11 protein-coding genes and 3 pseudogenes are annotated in these 18,322 nt (G+C 70.5%); 5 read left to right on the top strand and 9 right to left on the bottom strand.

Annotated elements, in window-relative coordinates:
• Window positions 1–371 precede the first annotated feature (371 nt).
• Complete coding sequence (locus tag ACZ4VL_RS05810; RefSeq protein ID WP_468196290.1) at window positions 372–1,178, bottom strand: hypothetical protein; 807 nt, start codon at window positions 1,176–1,178, stop codon at window positions 372–374.
• Window positions 1,179–1,220: 42 nt separating this feature from the next.
• Here ACZ4VL_RS05810 and ACZ4VL_RS05805 point away from each other — a divergent pair, with 42 nt between their 5' ends.
• Complete coding sequence (locus tag ACZ4VL_RS05805) at window positions 1,221–1,385, top strand: hypothetical protein (protein WP_468196288.1); 165 nt, start codon at window positions 1,221–1,223, stop codon at window positions 1,383–1,385.
• A gap of 1,015 nt (window positions 1,386–2,400) precedes the next feature.
• Here ACZ4VL_RS05805 and ACZ4VL_RS05800 read toward each other — a convergent pair.
• The 6 genes and pseudogenes from ACZ4VL_RS05800 to ACZ4VL_RS05775 form a co-directional block, all read right to left on the bottom strand.
• A pseudogene (locus ACZ4VL_RS05800) lies at window positions 2,401–3,018 on the bottom strand (eCIS core domain-containing protein); the annotation flags it as partial.
• Between the two features lie 890 nt (window positions 3,019–3,908).
• On the bottom strand, window positions 3,909–5,231 hold the full coding sequence (locus tag ACZ4VL_RS05795; RefSeq protein ID WP_468196286.1) for a hypothetical protein: 1,323 nt from the start codon (window positions 5,229–5,231) through the stop codon (window positions 3,909–3,911).
• Window positions 5,232–6,555: 1,324 nt separating this feature from the next.
• Window positions 6,556–7,746, bottom strand: coding sequence for an IS30 family transposase (locus ACZ4VL_RS05790; protein ID WP_468196446.1), 1,191 nt, complete (start codon window positions 7,744–7,746; stop codon window positions 6,556–6,558).
• Between the two features lie 247 nt (window positions 7,747–7,993).
• Window positions 7,994–9,118 (bottom strand): hypothetical protein, encoded by a 1,125-nt coding sequence (locus ACZ4VL_RS05785; RefSeq protein ID WP_468196283.1) that lies wholly within the window; start codon window positions 9,116–9,118, stop codon window positions 7,994–7,996.
• 661 nt (window positions 9,119–9,779) lie between these two features.
• Window positions 9,780–9,929, bottom strand: a pseudogene (locus ACZ4VL_RS05780) (IS630 family transposase); the annotation flags it as partial.
• 540 nt (window positions 9,930–10,469) lie between these two features.
• Window positions 10,470–10,687: pseudogene (locus tag ACZ4VL_RS05775) on the bottom strand (IS982 family transposase); the annotation flags it as partial.
• Between the two features lie 551 nt (window positions 10,688–11,238).
• On the opposite strand from ACZ4VL_RS05775, the gene ACZ4VL_RS05770 reads away from it, so the two are divergent.
• From ACZ4VL_RS05770 to ACZ4VL_RS05755, 4 genes are read left to right on the top strand one after another with little or no spacing between them, the layout of a single operon-like run.
• Window positions 11,239–11,448, top strand: coding sequence for a hypothetical protein (locus ACZ4VL_RS05770; RefSeq protein WP_468196281.1), 210 nt, complete (start codon window positions 11,239–11,241; stop codon window positions 11,446–11,448).
• A 59-nt stretch (window positions 11,449–11,507) separates the two neighbouring features.
• Window positions 11,508–11,897: a GntR family transcriptional regulator gene (locus ACZ4VL_RS05765; RefSeq protein WP_468196279.1), complete on the top strand. Its 390-nt coding sequence runs from the start codon at window positions 11,508–11,510 to the stop codon at window positions 11,895–11,897.
• On the top strand, window positions 11,894–12,787 hold the full coding sequence (locus ACZ4VL_RS05760) for an ABC transporter ATP-binding protein (RefSeq protein ID WP_468196276.1): 894 nt from the start codon (window positions 11,894–11,896) through the stop codon (window positions 12,785–12,787). Before ACZ4VL_RS05765 ends, ACZ4VL_RS05760 begins: the two co-directional genes overlap by 4 nt.
• A complete protein-coding gene (locus ACZ4VL_RS05755; RefSeq protein WP_468196273.1) occupies window positions 12,784–13,701 on the top strand; it encodes an ABC transporter permease in 918 nt (305 codons plus the stop codon). The genes ACZ4VL_RS05760 and ACZ4VL_RS05755 overlap by 4 nt, the downstream gene beginning before the upstream one ends.
• Window positions 13,702–14,181: 480 nt before the next feature.
• Here ACZ4VL_RS05755 and fxlM read toward each other — a convergent pair whose 3' ends face one another.
• Window positions 14,182–16,542: a methyltransferase, FxLD system gene (gene fxlM, locus ACZ4VL_RS05750; RefSeq protein ID WP_468196443.1), complete on the bottom strand. Its 2,361-nt coding sequence runs from the start codon at window positions 16,540–16,542 to the stop codon at window positions 14,182–14,184.
• Window positions 16,543–16,744: 202 nt separating this feature from the next.
• The gene (locus tag ACZ4VL_RS05745; RefSeq protein WP_468196271.1) at window positions 16,745–18,277 is read right to left on the bottom strand and encodes an NUDIX domain-containing protein; all 1,533 of its coding nucleotides are present in this window, start codon (window positions 18,275–18,277) and stop codon (window positions 16,745–16,747) included.
• Window positions 18,278–18,322 lie beyond the last annotated feature (45 nt).

The raw sequence follows: 18,322 nt of genomic DNA, 5'->3' as shown, positions 1-18,322 counted from the left end.
CGCTCTGCCCACCGTAGCGTGCGTGCGCTGGGGGCCTTGCAGTCCGTGGACGTCCTCGCCCGCGTCAAGTCCTCCCGGGCCAAGGGACTACGTCCGCGAGTTCAACCCCGCCCTCGCCCCGTGGCGCCGCGAACCGGCCGTCCGCGAGTTCATCCTCGTGCACCATGGCGTACGGACTTGTGCACCCAGTCCGATGTTCGAGCCGGGCGCAGCCGTCCATGGCCGTCGACTCAGATGGTCGGCGACCAGACCGGGATACTCGTGTCCGGGACAGGAAGGGGCCCCGTCGGCATGCCCGCCCTCTGCATGTCTAGGTCAGAACCGGATCTGGTCCACTTCGGTGGATGTTTCGGAGCGCTTTGAACCGTGAGTCAGAAGGGCGGGTCTTCGCTGTAGCCGCCGTCCGTGCAGTTGCCTTTCCAAGAAGCGCGTGCAGCGCTGAGGCGGGCGTAGTGCTCGCGGGCTGCGATGTCGGACGTGTTCTCCAGACCGCTGGTGTCATGACCCCAAGCCTTCAGCGCGTCCAGGACACGGTCCCGGTGGTACCGGTCAGTGCTGGTGGCCAGTAGACGTCGGGCGTGGCTGGCCAGCGCGGCCTGGTGCTGGTTGAGGAAAGGGTGCTCTATGAGGGGGATGGCAGCGACAAGGGCGGTGTGGCGCACGTCGGCGTCGTCATGACCGAGGAAGGCATGAACGGCGGAGAAAATGGCGGGGCGCGCCTCCCGGAACGCACGCGTCTCCTCGTGCTCATCGAGAAATCCCTCACCGTAGAGACGTTCGTCAATGGCAACGCACTCGTCGTCGGCGTCGTAGGCGGTGTCGCCGAGCCAGTCGAGCAACCGCACGAGAGTGGGACGGTTCGCGGGCGTCTTGGCGTCCTGACCGAAGTCGCCTGCCGTTACGGCCGGATGGTTGAGGATTGCCGCGACGTAGAGGGCCACGGGCACGGTGGCCTCGTAGATGCTGTTCTGGTGGGTCACGGGTCCCAGCGCGTCCTGTAGAGCGGACTCCCTGACGAGCGGGTCTGGGCTGGTCAGAAGTCTCAGCGCCGCGGGCAGGGATTCACCCGTGCCGCAGGCCGTGGCCAGCGAGGCCCAGTTCGTCCTGTCCAGCAGTGTCTGGAAGGGAGGGAGCGCGGCGGGGTGGGGCTGCTCGGTCTGGCTGCGGCTGTGGATCACAGGGCGAGGCTATGGCATCGACCAGCCAAATGCTGTGCCCGGGTGCCACGTGTAAAGCAGGACCCGCTCGCGGAGGAGTTCGAAGCCTGCGCGGCCGAACGCGGGGAACTCATCGCCCAGCCACGCCTCCACCTCGCCGCGGCGGCTGTTCCGGGGCCTCGGGCCGCGGACAGCGACGCCGCCCGATCCGACGTGGAGAACGCATGAACCTGCTCCGTCACAGGCCCGGGACCAGGCCACGCCGGCCTCGCGCCTGACGCGATACCGACAGGTGGCTGCCCCAGGCCCGATCCTGGGCAACGGTCCTGGTCTCGCCCGCCTGGTGGTAGCTTCCCCGCGAAGCCATGACACCCACCGCCTGGGCGGGGCCAGCCCGCCGTCAGCCGGATGGGGGACTACGGCTGGGCCGGTCTACGGAGCCGCGGCATCCATCCGGTGGGGCGCTGCCTCAGGCTGTGAACGTCTTGTCGCCCTTCCAGGTGACGTTCACCGTCCTCAGGCGGAGTTGGAGGGCGTGGTGGAGTGTTTCCTTGAAGTGGCTGATCAGCCAGAGCACGTAGGGGTACGAGTAGCCCTCTTTCATGGTCAGGCCCTTGATGACCAGTTCCTGGCCGCCGTGGGCCGCGACCTCGGCGGCGAGGGCCTTGAGGTTGTCGGGGCGGCCCCACTGCGGCGTGGAGGTGTTGATGTGGATGCTGGCGCCCGCGGTCGCCGCCGAGGGACCGTGTTTGTCGATGGTCTTCTGGGAGGTGGTCGAGCGTGCGGTGAGGTGGAACTGGGAGACTTCCAGGGACATGGTGCCGTTGCTCAACTGGGAGGGCCGGACCATGCAGTTGAGGTGGACTGCCAGGCTGGCCCCGCCGTCCAGGGACACGGTGACCCACTCCGAGATCATGTTCAGGCCGAGGTTTCCCTGCTCGCCCCGGCGGAAGCGGAACTCGTCCACCCGTAGCCCGTCGAAGACCTGTTCCAGGAACAGCATGGGGTTGCTCCGGGCGAGTTCCTCGTCGGAGTGGACGAGGGGCTCGTCGGTGGTCAGGTAGGTGACGGGCTGCGGGCCCAGCCGCGTCTCGTCGGCGGGTTTCCGCTGCAGGGTGCGCAGGACGGCGGCGTTGCCCGCGCTGCCCTGGAACTCCGGGGTGCTGCCGACGCGGTCGGATTCGAAGGAGCTCCGCCGCTGCACGGCGTGCCCGTGGTGGTGCGAAACGGAGTCCGGGGCGGGGCCGTGGGTGTGCCGGTGCTCGCTCATCGGCTCGGACATCACCCGCCGCGCGGTGGCTTCGGCTTCGCGCTCGAAACGGTCGGACGGGTCGCTGACCTTGAGGCCATTGCCGTGGTCCGTGCCGGCGACCGGGCCGTTCCGCTGCTGGATGACGTGCGTGAGTTCGTGCGCGAGGGTGTGCCTGTCGGCGCCGCCGTCGCCAATGACGACGTGGCTGCCCGAGGTGTAGGCGCGGGCGCCCACTTCCGCCGCCGAGGCTCGTGCAACCGTGTCCGTGTGGAGGCGAACGTCTGAGAAGTCCGCGCCGAGCCGGGCTTCCATCTCGGTGCGCGTGCTGTCGTCGAGGGGACGACCCGGGGAGCGTAGGACGCCGGGAACGGTGGAGCGCTGTACAGGTTGCCCGGTTTGCCGGTGGCCGCAGCCGGCACTGTGCCGGTGTCGATCCTGGGCCCAGGGGTGTCCGGCCTGGCGGAGCAACTGGACGACCGCCGCGTTGCCGGCACTGCCCTGGAGGGCCAAGAGCGGGGGGAGCGGTGTCGCGGCGCGGCCGGTAGGCGTGCGGGCCCCTGACCGGCTGTTCTCCGCCTCGTTGCTCCTTGCACTGTCGTTCGCGTGCATGGTCTTCCTCCCGTGTCGTCTCCACCGGCGCTGATGCCCGCCCTTGCCGCGTATCACCGACCTCCGCAACGGACACGGCACCGGCACAAGGGAGTGGGGGCCGACGATACGTCCCATGATGGGACGTTAGGGCATTTCGCAGTTCCACCGCGGTGGAACGGCTCTCCTCGGCCTGATCTCGACCCTGCACGAAGGTCTGCCGCAGTGCATGCCGGATTTACTGCGGCAGTGCCGAACGGGCGGGGCGGCGTGATGACCGAACCGGTGACCGAACTCGGGAGCGGGGGCCGCTCCGCCCGCCGCGCGCCCCAGTCGTGCCGCTGTCCGCCCCGCCGTCGTCGTACACCGCGGCAGTCGAGCGGTACCTCACCGGTGCGGGCATCGCGAAGTCCTCCGCGCGGATCCGGTGTGGTCCTGTCCAAAAGGCAGTCAGAAAGGCGCACACGGCCGCCAGCTCCGTTCCCACGCCGCCCGACGTCACACGCTGCGCACCGACCGGCAGCGTCCACCGCGTCACGATGCGATCGCCCTCCACGCCCTGCGCTGCGCACACCTCGTCCGGGTCCAGGATGTAGAACCCCGACGTCACCCCCCACGAGTAGGCGCCGAACGAAACCGCCGCAGCCATGACGGCAACCAGAACGCAGGTAGCGACACCCGACAGGTGCCCGACGCTTCTCCATTCCTGGGCAGACTTGGCCCGCACAAGATCGGTTCCGCCTCTCCTCCCGAACCACGTTGCGGCGAAGACACAGCGCCACACGGCCTCCGCCGATCCGCCTGAACGTACGGCTCATGGCGGCGCCACCTTCTTGGCGAGTCCCGCCGACCAGAGCGCTCGGGCACAGCCCGAAGAAGCCGAAACGCGGGGCGCCCGGGCGGTGCGCGTCTTAACCAGTGGCGTCGGCAAGGATCACACGGTGGGCATGTGTCGCCGCTGCGAGCAAGGCCTCGTCGAGCATCATCTCGCCATCCCGTGTGGAGTCGTTGACCGGGATACGGGTGCGCCGGTCGATCAGGGCTGCAAGTTCCGGAAGCGCGGGCAGCGCGTGGCGGCCCATCCGGGCAAGGCCCTTCGCGTAGTACTCGCCCACGCTGTAGTCGTCGAGGTGGGGTGTCATGAGGGGAATCAGGCGTGCGGCGGAACGAGGGCCGGCGTGCCTCAGCCACAGCGGAGCACACAACGCCTGCATGGGTCCGGGCCGGGCAAAGGTGAGATTGTGCAGCTGGGCTGCTTCTCGGAACGTCAGTGGGCCTGCGTCCAAGAGGGCTCCGAAGAGTTCAGGGGCGTGACGCAGACGCCTGATACCCACAGGCTTCGCCTGAAGGACCGCGGCAGCAGTGGTGGCCTCGAAGAAGGGCGGCGGGTTGCCGGAAGACCGGCGGACCCGGGGAGACACAGTGAAGGGTGCCGTGGCCGTCAGGTCGCTGTGGACGCGCATGGCTGCTTCCGAGAGCGAGGCCGTGGTGAGGGCTTCGGCCATGGCAGGGCGGAGTTCCCGTGATGCGTGGCGGACGAGGAGCGGCAGGAGTTCGACCGGGGCCGCCCGCCAGTCGTGGCATGCCTCGCGGGCCAGGTCGGCGCCGATGTCCCGGGTTGCGGGATCGTCGAGGAGCCGTGCCACGAGGGCATAGACGTGCTGTTCGCGTCCCAACCGGTACAGAGTCCATCCCCAGCGCTGCCCCACACGCTCCAGATAGCGCGAAGCTCCTGGGGCGTCGGTGAGGAGCGCCGTATCGAGTGCGGGCCACTGACCGGCAGGGGCGGCCGCCAGGGTTCTCAGATGGGCGAGGAAACGGACGGACGGCTGGGGGTCGTTGCGCAGGTGCGTGACGGAGTCCCCGAGCAGGTCGGCCAGGGTGGTGCGAACGATCGGGTCGGTGCGTTCAGCCAGAGCCTGGAGCCCGATGTTCCGGTCTCCCGCGCGTATGACGAGCCGTGCGGCCCGGCGCCGCACCTCTTCGTCCTCGTCGGTGAGACGGGTGATTGCCGTTTCTGCGGCCTCGGGCCAGGGATGCGCTGCGCAGTCGGACGCGAGGAGGTCCAGCGACTCGCGGCGCACGAACACATTGCCCGTACGGGCGAGGTGGAGCAGCCGGAGGGGTATCGGGCCGGTGCGGTCGGCACGGATCGCGTCGAGGACTGCGATCCGGGACGGATGGGCGGGCGCTGTGGCCTGGCCGGCGGCCACGACCCGGTCCAGCCAGTTCACCGGAGGCGGCGGTGGCCGCCCTTCCGCGCGGAGATGTCGCTCATGCGGCTGATGCTGCCATGCCCGACCGGCTCGGGGCCACGGGGTTTGCGGGATCCGCTCCGGCGGCGGCTCCGCAGCGGGGTCGGCCGTTCCACGGCATCCACCCGCACCGACCTTCTTCCCTTTGGAGCGGGGGCTGAGGCGGATGCCGAAGCTGGCCGACAGACGTACGTCCTGGCCATCGCGAGCTCCATGACACCGCACAAGCCGCCCGGGGCAGGCGCACCCTCGCGGCGTGCATCGAAGACCTGTATGCCTGGGCCCGCGAGTACCAGGACGAGAGCCGGCCCCAGGACACCCCGAACTACCTCCTCACCGGATGCACCCCCCTCGTACGCGAGAGCGGCAACGGCGAGCGGCTCACGGCCCTGATAAAGAACCCGCAGCGTCATCTCGCCCGGCTCGGCGACGCCCGTCGGGCCAGGGCCCCGGCCGGCGCCTCAGGGCACTCCGCTGACAGGGCCCTGAACCTGGCCGGCGTGTCCCGCGTATTGCCCATGGGACACGAGCGGGCAACCGACGCTGCCCGAGCAGGAGAGTGGGCGCGTACGGCGCTGCGGGAGGCCGGCCACCACGGCTACGCCGCCGATGAGGCGGAGGCGGCGGCCTTGCCGGTAGCGCTCGCCACCACGTTGCTCCCCCTCCGTGTCCTCCCCGGTCGAGTCCGCTCTGCTGCTCCCCACACCCCCGGGGATGGCTCCCGGGTTGCCCGATGTGGGCTGCCCCGAACGCCCGCGGCGCCGCGGCCGGTACGCACGCCGGGAGCAGGTCCCTTCTCTCCGCTGAGACGCCTCTGGGCGATCTCGCCAGTGATTGTCGCGGGGCGGTTGTTCATGCGCGCGGTCCTGGCGCGCACGCGGTGCGCCGCGGTCAGGGGCGGAGGACGGATTGAGGCGTTGACCTCCGCGGGAGCCGAGATCGGAGGGCGGAATCCGGTCAGTTCCTCGACTCGGTCGAGGAGGTGGGGAGTCGGTTCGAGGCAGAAGCCACGGGCGATGGCTTGGAGGAGCATTGTGATCGCGGCGGCCAGGATCTGTGGGGGCATGGACGGCCGCCCGTTCGCCGACGGATACATGTCCGCGAACATTGCCGCAGGGAACAACCGGCCCCGATGTTCGGCCAGGAACGCGAACACATTCCCTAGCGGGATCAACTCCCGGCAGACCTCCCAGACATCCGGCCCGACTGCCTCCCCGACCCACTCCCCTTGCACCACAACAACGAGTCTGGCCCCGCCACCGATGGCGGTTTCTAGCGGTCGTTGCAACACGTGGTCGGTTGTCTAGGCCGCGAGCAGTTTATGCAGGCGCTCGGCTGGGGTTTCCCAGCCGAGCGTTTTGCGTGGGCGGCCGTTGAGTTCGGCTGCGACGGCGGCCAGGTGCTCGGGGGCGTGAACGGCCAGGTCGGTCCCCTTGGGGAAGTACTGTCGCAGCAGACCGTTGGTGTTCTCGTTCGAGCCGCGCTGCCAGGGACTGGCCGGATCGCAGAAGTAGACCGGGATGCCGGTGGCGACGGTGAACGAGCCGTGGGCGGCCATCTCGCTGCCCTGGTCCCAGGTCAGCGAGCGCACCAGGTGGCCGGGCAGCGTCTGGACGGTCTCCACCAGGGCGTCACGGACGTGTTCGGCGGTGCGGCCATGGGGCAGTTGGAGGAGCATCACGTAGCGGGTGGCGCGTTCGACCAGGGTGCCGATCGCGGAGGCGCCGTCCTTGCCGATGATCAGGTCACCCTCCCAGTGGCCGGGAACCGCACGGTCCTCGGCCTCGGCCGGGCGTTCGCTGATCATGACCATCGGGGTGGCGAACCGTGGCTGGCGGCAGGCCGCTTGGCGGTGGGGCTTGCGGCGAGCGCGCCCGGTGCGCAAGGCGGCGGCCAGCTCGCGGCGGAGCTCGCCGCGTCCTTGGACATAGAGGGCCTGGTAGACCGTCTCGTGGGCCACGTGCATCTCCGGCCGCTCGGGGAACCTGTCCCGCAGAGCCTGGCAGATCTGCTCCGGGCTCCACTTCTTGTCCAGGTGGTTCTGGATGAAGTCCCGCAGCTCAGAGCTTTGGCCGATCTTCCCGGGCTTGGGTCGGGGCCGGCGGGCATCCGCGCGGGCCTGCGCCGCGTGGGGGCGGTATTGGCCGTTACCGGGGTGCCGGTTGCGCTGGATCTCCCGGCTGACCGTCGAAGGGCTGCGGCCCAGCTCGGCGGCGATTGCCCGGACGGTGGCCTTCTCGCGCAGCCGGTCGGCGATGTGGATCCGATCGGCCCCGCACAGGTACCGGGACGGCCCGTCCTCCGGCAGAGGGGCGTGGATCGGCGGATACGCCTTCAGACCGCCCGACGCGTTACGGCCGTTGCGCCACCGCTTACCGGTTCGAGAGTTGATCCCGACGCGTCTGCACGCTTCCTGGCTGCTCAGACCCTGGTCCATGAGCCGGAAGTATTCCTCCCGCTCACGGACCAGGATCCTGCGGCCCTGCGGCGCCATCCGGTTCTCCCGGATCTCGAACATCGCACCCCTTGAGCTGGGGTGTTGCAACGATCCCTAGAACCTAAGGATGCGGCGGGGCCAGAACCCAACATCTTCATCAGTCTTCTAGGCCGTCCAGGCCCTCCGCCCGAGCCGACCGGCCCGGTCCGTCAGGCGTCGCGCACCTGCTCCATGGCGACGGACCGGCTCCCTTTCACCGGGCCGGTTCGCCGCCGTTCCCCTCGTGGGCGGGTGCGACGTGCGGTCAGCGCGCGGCGGGCGCGGCCAGGCGCTGGAGGTGGTAGGTCAGGCCTCCGAATACGCTGTCCCAGCCGCTGGTACCGGCCAGGTAGAGCGAGCCGTCGGGCGTGGTGGCCAGCATGTCCACTCCGTTCATACCCTCCTGGATGCCGCTGACGGCCTCCCATGCGCTGCCGGTCCAGCGGACCAGGTTCGCACGGCCCGAGACCCCCAGGTGGACCTGGCCGCCGTACACGGCCAAGGAGTTGGCGAAGCCGCCACCCGGGACGTCGCGGCGGGTCCAGGCGGTGCCGTCCCAGTGGATGACGTACGCCCCGGTGCGCGGCTCGCCCAGGCCCCTCTCGTCCAGGATGTACCCCGCCACCCAGACGTCGTTGGGGCCGTTGCTCTTGACGTCCTTCAGCAGGGTGCTGACCTTGGCCGTCGCCGGAACCGGGACCTCCGTCCACCGGTTACCGTCGTAGTGGAGGGCGAGCGCCTGGAGACGGTCGTTGGCGGTACCGCCCGCGCTGCGGTAGCCGACGGCCCAGATGTCGTTCTCCGCCCGTACGTCGATGCTGTCGAGACCGCCGTGGATCTGGTCGAACTTGGTGGTGTTCCAGGACGTCCCGTTCCAGTGCGTCACCGTCGGGGTCGAGCCGGGGTCCTTGCGGGAGTTGCCGACCGCCCACAGGCTGTTGCGGCTGACGGCCTCGGCCGCCGTGAGTTCGAGGCGCTGGGTGTCCGGGCTGAGGTTCCCCGACCACTTGGTCCCGTCATAGTGGTTGACCCGGAAGACACCGGTGCTCGTGTCCACGCGGCCGATGGCCCAGAGATCGTTGGGGGCGGTGCCGGTCAGCGTGGTGATGCTCGCGTCGGCCGGCGGTGTCAGCGCCTTCCAGGTGCTCCCGGCCTTCTGCCACAGCTTTTCCGACATCCTGCAGCTGCCACAGGTGCCCCGGCGCATCTTGACGAAGGCGTTCTCCGCATCGAACGGGAGTATGTACGCGGCCCCCCTGTCGCCGTCGACGGGCTGGGGCAGCGTCTCCCAGACCGGTGCCGCAGCGTTCGCCGGCGCTGCTGCCAGCGCGATGCCGACGAGGGCGGTCACCGCAGCCGCACGCAAGGTGCGGCCGACGTTCCTGATCATCTTCTTCTCCAGGTTCACAGTGGTACGAATGGGCCGGTTCCGGTGCCGGGTCACGGCAGGAAGCCCTCGAATCGCACGCCGGGGTCCCTCGCGCAGCCTCCGGCCCGACGGGGCTCAGCCCACGGCACGGTGTCGGAGGTGGGCGTGAACACGCCCTCGGCAACGGGAGTTCGACTCATCGGAAATCAGGTCGCGCAGCGAGACGTGCAGCGCCGTGCCGGGCACGGCTGTGTGCCGCCCGACTGCGCAGCTCGGTGGCCGAGGCGCGGGCGCCCGCGCAACCGTGTCATCGGCCGGCACGCCCACCGGGGCGGAGCCGGCGGCGTAGTGTCACCCCCGCACCTTGGTCGCGCTGAACCCTCGACATACCGGTACGAATTCTGATTGCGCAACCTATCCGGCAGCTATGCCGAAAATATCCCGGGGCTTTCGCCCCGGTATCCGACCGGGCGGGGGTTGAGGCGTGCGAGCACTGGGCCGTCTCTTTCGGATCTTGCCGGGCCCGCGCCGCCCGGCGCCGCGCCTCGCCGCGTTGTCGGAGCGCCGCGGTACGTCCAGTGCAACGGCACTCCTCCGCCCAGGGGGCACCTCCCAGCGGTAGCTGGGGAGATGCACGGCACCGGACGAAGCGGGCCCGGCAAGATCCGAAAGAGACGGCCCGGTGACGCGAGTCAGAGATTCGGTGGCAGTACGCGGCGACTTTGTCGAGGATCTCGTCGGCGGTCTTTGTCCAGACGAAGGGTTTGGGCTGTTCGTTCCAGTCGGCGAGCCAGGCCCGGATGTCGCGTTCGAGGGCCTGGACGGAGCGGTGGACGCCGTGTTTGAAGCAGATGGACATGATCGGCTTCTACCGGGAGATGGGCCCGGAGAACGAGGACGTCTTCCGCGAGCCCATCGGGGACAGGGTGCGGGACCGGGCGCCCTACCCCCTGCCTGCTATCAAGCGGTACCTCGACGCCGGACATCCCATCTTCGACATCATGGAGATGACGTCCGACGTGATCGGGGGCGCGTTCCGAGTGCCTGGCGGCTCGTCCCTGCTGACCGACGGGCGCTTCGTGTGGCGGGCGGACCTCTGCGTACGTCGAGCGCTACTACCTCGACCTGGCGTCGGAGTTCATCGAGTTCGCGGGCGCGCACGCGTTCGCCGTACCCGCCGTTGAGCGGGCGGTGCTGGTAGAACTCTCGATCGCCGCGTCGGACTCCCTCGGCTTCCGCGTGGCCGGCGGCGAGGGACCCGCTTCGTAGGACGGCGGACACGGCCAGCGGGTGTGCGGCATTCCATGGCACGCACCCGGGCCCGGTGAATGCACCGAGGGCTCAAAGACGAGTGATTCCGAGGGCCTGGTCGGTGGTTGTAGGCGATCAGCGATCGGGTGATCGGTGTTCCGTTGGCCGGTTGTGCCAGATGGCTGCGGGCGGGGTGAGGATGCGTTGTCCGACGCGGGTCAGGACTCCGGCTGGGGTCTTGGCTCCGTGGCGTTCGAGGTCGAGCTGGCCTTTGAGGGAGTCATTGACCGACTCGATCAGCTGCCGGATCGGCTTGAGCAGATGCTTGCCCGGCCGGGGTTCGCGGTTGCGGTAGCGGCCATGAAGGCGCCGAGGGTCTGGAGACGTAGCCCTTGTCGCCGATGACAGTTGGCCCGGGACGGGTGCCCAGCAGGCCGGCGCCCTGGGTGAGCACCCGGCGGCGGCACGACCAGTCGACCAGGGCGATCGGGCCGCCGGGACGGGCCGGTATGTTGTCCGGCTGCAGGTCCCGGTGCAGCAGCGCGGTTCCCTCGGCCGCGTCCTGCCAGCCCTGCTCAAGACCGGCCAACTGCTCACCATCCGGGGATGTCCTCCAGGCACAGCCACCACCAGTCCCGCTCTCCTCGGGCCGGACCTGCACAACACCCCAGGTCCCACCCCGTTGGGAAGAACTCGGGTGACGGTGACTTCATCGGCGTACTGCGGCGCGAACGGATGCCCGGCGTCCATGTGCCCGTACGGTGGCCCCACGCCCAAGCCGAGCACACGACAGTGCCCTCGCTGACCGTGGCTCTGGACCGTGGTGGGGACAGCTGCCAGTACCCGGGTGCGCCCTGGCGACTGATCGTCGCCCCACGGCGGGAGGCGACGTGGCGCCGGCCTCCGGCCGCTACCTCGCGATCCTGGCGAACGCCGTCTACCACGGCGAAGCCCGCCGCTGGATCATGCCCCTGCGCGCCCTGGCCGGAACGCCTGGAGGAACCCTGACCAAGCCGGGCAAGGTGGATTCCAAGGGAGAGCTCGCCTATGACCCCGTCGTCGACTCCATGTACGCAGGACTGGCCCGACCGCGGGGTTGACAAGTGCGTTCCACCACACCACCCTTTCACTAATTGATTAGTGAAAGGGTGGTGTGGACGTGCTCGAGTACCGCATCGACCGGCACAGCGGCATGGCCACGTACCTGCAGATCGTCCAGCAGACCAAACAGGCCCTGCGCCTCGGCCTGCTCAAGCCCGGTGACAAACTCCCCACCGCCCGCGAGGTCGTGGAAGCCACCGCCATCAACCCCAACACCGTCCTGAAGGCCTACCGCGAGCTGGAACGCGAAGGCCTCGTCGAGGCGAAACGGGGCCTGGGCACCTTCATCCGCGCAGCCCTGGGCAACGACCCGGCAGCCTCCCCGCTCCGCGCGGAACTCGCCGACTGGGCGCGCCGGGCGCGGGAATCCGGGATGGACCGGGACGACGTCGCCGCACTCTTCACTTCCGTACTGGAACAGCAGTTCAAGGGGGACGCCGAAACATGACGGACAGTGTGATCGAAGCGACGGGCGTCGGCCTGCGCTACGGACGACGGCGGCAGGGGGTCTGGGCCTTGCGCGACTGCTCCTTCCGCGTTCCGGAAGGCAGCATATGCGCGCTGGTCGGCCCCAACGGGGCAGGGAAGTCAACCCTGCTGCTGCTCGCCGCCGGGCTCGTCCGCCCCACCGAGGGCACCCTGCGCACGCAACCGCGCGAGACCCTCGCGTACGTCGGCCAGGACAAGCCGCTCTACCCGCAGCTCACCATCGCCGAGACCCTCCGCACGGGCAGCGAACTGAACCCGCGGCACTGGGACGCGGGCACGGCGCAGCGCATCATCGAGGCCGGCGGCCTCGCCCCGCACGCCCGGATCCGTACCCTGTCCGGCGGCCAGCGGACCCGCGTCGCCCTCGCCCTCGCCCTCGGCAAGCGCCCCCGCCTGCTCCTCCTCGACGAGCCGATGGCGGACCTCGACCCGCTCGCCCGTCACCAGCTCATGGGCGAACTCATGGCCGACGCAGCCGAGAACGGCACCTCGGTGGTGATGTCCTCGCACATCATCGGCGAGCTGCGCGAAGCCTGCGACCACCTCCTCCTCGTCAACGGCGGCCGCATCCGCCTCGCCGGCCCCATGGACGAGATCCAGGCCGCGCACCGGCTGCTCACCGGCCCCGCCACGGCCGTCACCGACCTCGCCGGGCACACCGTCGTCGAGACCCGGACGACGGGCCGTACGGTGACCGCACTCGTGCGCCCGCAGGGCCCCGTCGACGGCCACACCTGGCAGACGGACGACCCCACCCTGGAGGAGCTGGTCCTCGCCCACCTGCGTGTCCCGGACGCCCCGCCCCTCACCCTCGACGACACCTTCACCACCGCGGGAGCACAGGCATGAACGCACTGGCACTGAAGGGTCCGTACCGGGCCGTGGCCCGCCTGCACCGGCGCGCACTGTGGGCCCTGCCCGTCCTGGCGGTGGTCAGCCTCGCCGTGGTGATCGGCCTGCGCGTATGGGCGGCCCCGGGACCCGACGCCGCTCCCTACTCCGGCTACGGGTTCCTGCGGATCGCCATGGAGTACGCGGGCCGCGGCCTGCTGTTCCTGCCGGCCCTCGTGGGAGCCTTCGTGGCCGGACCGCTGATCGCCCGCGAATGGGAGAGCGGCACCTGGCGGCTGGCCCTCACCCAGTCCGCCGATCCCGAGGCATGGCTCGGGGTGAAGGTCCTCCTGGCGGTGGCCACCGCCGGCCTCGGCTCGGCCGCGCTGATCGGGATCTACCGGATCGGCTGGACCCGCGTGGCCCACACCCACCGGCTCACCTGGGCCGACCCCGGCGCGTACGAGGCCTCCGGCCCCGTCCTGGTCGGATACTGCCTGCTCGCCGTGGCCCTCGGCGCACTCGTCGGACAGCTGGTGCGGCGCACCCTCGCCGCGATGGCCGTGACCGGCCTGCTGACCGGAGGGGTGATGCTGGTCGTGCGCTCCCTGCGCTGGTCCGTGCTGCCCGTCGAGATCACCACCATGCCGCTCTCCGGCAACCTCGCACAGAAGGCGCCCGCCTCCGCGTTCATCACCGACTCGGGCCTGCTCACCGGCTCGGGCGAACGCCTCCCGGGGTACGTCTGCTGGGAACGGACCATGAGCCTGAGTAACTGCCCCGCGGACATGGACGTCACCGGGTGGTACACGGAGTTCCACCCGGCCTCGCACTACTGGCCCACCCAGCTCATCGAAACCTCGATCGCCCTCGCCCTGGCCGCCCTCGCCCTCTACGCCGCCTTCCGGCTCGTCCGCACCGGCCGGGCCTGACCACGGCTGCGCCCCTCCGCTGCGCGTTGACCGAGGACCATGCCCTGACCACGGTGACGGCCATGGACCCCGACGAAGCCCACCTGGACGACACGCAGCTGATCGAGTGGTGCGGCGGCGGACCGGCCGTATGGTCCCCGAACACCCACGGAACGGGCCCGTACTCCTGACGACGGAAGCAGGCGGGCAACGACAGGGGAAAGCGAAGATGGCCCGCACCCTGCTCTCTCTTGGGGACGGGCCATCAACGGCTACCAAGGCTGTCAGCGAACCCACCGCCCATCACAGGCCGGTTGGATCCAGGTCATGAAATTGCTCAACACCCTTGGCAGATCAGACGTGCGTGGCCGGCGAGCGAGCGGCGGAGCTGGTCGCTGACTGTCTCGGGTGTCGGCGACCACAGCGCCGTCCAGTGCGCGGCGCAGCTCGGCGGCGGGGGTGCTCTTGTTGCCGCCGAACGGTGGCCGTTGAGGCAGACGGTCAGGGGCTCTCTCTGGTCGCGGTGACGGCCTGTTCCCGTTCGGTGGGGGCCGGGAGGCGGGTGTCACGGCCCGGCCACCGGAACACCAGGCGCGAGTACGGCTTGTCCAGGACGTCGCCCGCAGGCAGCAGACGGTCGGGGCTTCCGGCCGGATGGACCGCGAGTTCAGGGTCGGCGCCGCCGCGCACGGTGCGGTCCCAGGCGCGGACGGTGGCCACCAGCTCCTCGGCCAGCTGCGGTGCCCGGTCGCCGAAGGCGTGCACGAACCACTCCCACTCCCGGCCCGCCGGGTCGTCTGCATGGCGGGTCTGCACGGGGATGAGGTAGGCCAGGGAAGCGTCACGGAGGATCGCCGGCGCGTCGCTGCCCTGTGCGATCCGGGTGGCGCCGGTACCCTTCTCCGCGCGTGCGGCCAGGCGGCAGAAGCCCTGCAGGGTGGTGGCCGTGTACAGCTGGAGCGAGCCGAAGTAGAAGGCGACCCCCATGGTCACCCCGGTGGCGGACTCGTGGCGGGGTCCGCGCAGCGCGTCCTCCAGCCCTTCGACGCCGCGAGGGTCACCGTCCTCGAAACGGATCTGCAACTCGCCGTCGAGGAGTTCGACGGACGGTGCCGTACGGGCGCGGATGCCTTGGGCCGGGACAAATCCGCAGGGGGTGAACTTCCGTGCGTGCAGCACATCACCGCGCCGTTCGAATGCGATGGCCCTGGTGTAGCCGCCGATCTCCAGCGGCAGGACAAGGCGCCCGCCCTCGGCGACCTGTTCCCGCCAGGCCGGGGCGATGTCCCAGGTGTTGTAGGTGATGATGCTGGCGTCGAACCCGCCTCGGGGGACCAGGTGGGTGGGAGCGCCCAGGGCTGCGTCGCCCTGGAACGCCGTGACGCGTCCGCTGCCGGCTTCCGTGGTGAACCGTTGGGTGCGGTGCACGACGTACGGGTCGATGTCGCCGGTGACGACCCGGCCGTCCGGGCCGGCGACCGTCGCGATCAGCTCGGCGTTGTAGGCGCCGGAGCCGGCCTCGAACACGATGGCGCCCGGCCGCAGCAGAAGGCTTTCGATCATGTCGGCTTGTAGCCAGGCGGCAGATACCGAGCTGGTCGCCTGCCCGTCCTCGTCCTGGCGGGTGACGACGGCCCGGTCTCTTGCGTCGTACGCCGTGCTCAGGTTCGTCTCCGGCGCGTACCGGTGCCGGGGCACCGTCCGCAGCGCTTCTTGGACCGCCGGGGAGGGTGCCCAGCCGCCGGAGATGACGGTGTCGGCCATCGTGCGGCGCAGGCGTTCGGCTTCGGCGGGTTCGCCGGGCACGGAGGGCTGGTCGACGGCGACCGGGTAGGCGTGGACCGGTGGCAGACCGGGAAGGACGCCGGGCCAGATCGCGCCCAGAGCGTGCGCGGCCGGTGTGAAGACGTCGCCGAGGCAGGCCAGGCCGTGCAGGTCGTGGAACTCCCACCGCTCGAAGAGCGTCGGTTCGCGGTTGGTGAGGGTGCCTGACCAGGCGGTGATGCGGACGACCGCGGTGAGGCGGGGCGTGCCGTGGCTGTCGTCGGCGAGCATCGTCACCACGTGGGCGTCGGCGGCCGAGGCGGTCAGGCCGGTCTCTTCGGCCAGCTCCCGTACCGCCGCGGAGGCGAAGTCCTCCGGGCCGGTCGTCTTGCCGCCCGGTAGTTCCCACATGCCCTGGGTGGATCGGCCGAGCAGGACCCGGCCGGCTGCGTCGGTGACGACTGCGAGGGCGCCGGTCAGGGCGTGGCCGGTGGTCGGAGGTTTGTCGGCGGCGGTGGTGTCGCGGTGGCAGGGGCCGCGAAGGACGAGGACGGTGAGCTCGTCCGCTTCCAGTCGGGTGGCTTGCTTCCAGCCGCCTGTGAGCCGGGCGATTTCGTCTTCGTCGAGAGCGATGTCGCGTCGCTGGGCAGGGGTGTGGGCGGCGGTGGGCGTGATGACCACGAGCGCGCCGCCGTTGCGCAGTCGCTCGCCGAGGGAGTGCAGGACGCGGCTGCGGTCGCCCAAGAACGGGTAGACCAGGCGCAGGGTGATGAGGTCGTAGCCGGCGGCGTGCAGCTCGGCGGGGTCGTCGCGTTCGATGTCCAGCTGTAGCCAGCGCACGCCCCCGGCGTCCTGGTGCTCTGCGCGGGCCCGGGCGATCGCGCTGTCGGCGTAGTCGATGGCGTCCACCGCGTAGCCGAGTGAGGCGAGGTGGGCGGCGAGTTCTCCGGTGCCGCAGCCCACGTCGAGGGCCCGTCCCCCGTCGTCGGGGGCAGGGGTGTGCTCGGCGAGCACGGCCCGCTCGGCGTCCCCCAGCTTCTGGAAGCCCTTGCCGTCGGTGTAGTGCTGCTGCCACTCCTCGCGGGCGGTGTATCCCACGGTGCTGCTCCTCCACAGGTCGGGTTCGGTGATTGGTGTGCTGGTCACGGGCGGCGGGTGGTCCGGTACCGGGCCAGGGTGCGGTGGCGCCAGCACCGGGAGCGCCATGGCGGTGATGGAGCTCCCGGCGACGCTGGCGGTCTGGCCGGTCAGGTAGTGGCGGAAGTCGCGGTGTCGGCCTACCGGTGGGGGCGCGGTGGCATCAGGCGAGGCGGTCACGGAGCACCTCCTGCCGGGCCTGGCGCGGGGCGGGCAAACGGTCCCAGCCCAACTCCGTGTACGGGCGGCCGGCCCGGATCCCCTCGATCGCCGCGCGGGTGTACGGGACGACCTCGGTCGGAAGGTCCTGCGGGTCCCACCAGCGCCACTGCGTGCACCGGTCGGGTTCCAGGACGTCCGGGGTGCCGGCCCAGGACCGGGCCCGGAAGACGAGCCCGATCCTGGGCCGTGCACCGGGGGCATCGACGAGGTGGATCGTGTGGACGAGCTCGACGTCGCCGGGTGCGATGGTGAGGCCGGCCTCTTCCTTCGCTTCCCGGATCAAGCAGTCGATGGCTGCTTCTCGCTCGCAGTGGCCGGCGAGGAAGTGCCACGTGTTCGGCGCGAAGGACGAGTCGGGGTGGCGCAGGCCGAGGAGGACCCGGCCTTCCTCGTCTTCGAGGTGGAGGTGGACACCGACGATGTGGAGTTCGGTCCCCGCCGGGGCCTCGCCCGGCAGCGGACGAGCAGCATCGGGCGGTCCGCCCTCGGCCGGGTGCTCGACCGCATGGCGGCGGATCAGGTCCCCGAGGCCGGGAGTCAGGCGGAGCCGGTCGAGCACGTCCACGGTGAACCACCGCAGCAGGACACCCTCGCGCAGTTCTACCGTGTCCGGGTCACCGGTCCACAGGCCCGCGTAGACCTGGATGGGCACGGCCAGGCCGTCGACGCTCGTCGCCTCCTCCACGGCGTACGGGGTCAGGTCGGCCGGCTCCAGGCCGGGGGCTTCCTCGGCGAGCTCCCGGCGCAGGGCCGCGTCCAGGTCGCGGTCGCCCGGTTCACGGCCGCCGCCGAGCAGGGCCAGCGTCCACGGCTCCCAGATCCCTTCACGGCCGTCTCGCAGGTGAAGGAGGTAGCGGCCACGACCGTCGTGAACCAGGGTGGAGGCATTGACGGGCTCGGGCCGCCCGTCAAGCCCCGCGGCCTCGGCAGCCAGGAGCTTGGCCCGCAGCATCGGAGACGTGACGTCGGCGAACGGCAGCCACTGCGCCCCGGCGACCTCCTCGTCCTGCAGATCCAGAGGGGGCGGCGCCGAGGCCGCGAGGTAGAAGGCGAAACGGATGTCGAAGTGCTGGTGCGCGGGTTCGCCCTTGCCCGGGCTGGCATCGACGCCGTGGACGTCGATGCTGATCGGCGCCTCCAGGAACTGGGGGGTCGGACACAGGTCCCCGGGGCGCAGGCCGGTCTCCTCGCACAGTTCCCGCACGGCCGCTGCCAGGAGGGTCCGGTCGTCCTCGATGTGACCGCCGGGAGTCAGGAGCAGTCCCGTGGCCCGGTGCCCGATGTGCAGCACGCGCCGGTCACGGTCGATGACGGCCGCGCTGCAGGTGATGTGGCCAGGCAGCGTGGCACGGCTCGTCGGGGCGTCGGCGCCGTCCAAGAGGGACAGCAGCCCGGCCAGCGCGGTCCGCTCCCGCGGGTACCGGTGCAGATACGCAGCGACCGTCGCGCGGATGTGGGAACGGGTGGGCGGCACGTCATCACCTCGGGACAGCACGGGGCGGGCGGAGGGGTACGGTGC

The organism is Streptomyces sp. NPDC029014 (genome assembly GCF_055564695.1).
This window is presented reverse-complemented; position numbering and strand designations above follow the sequence as displayed.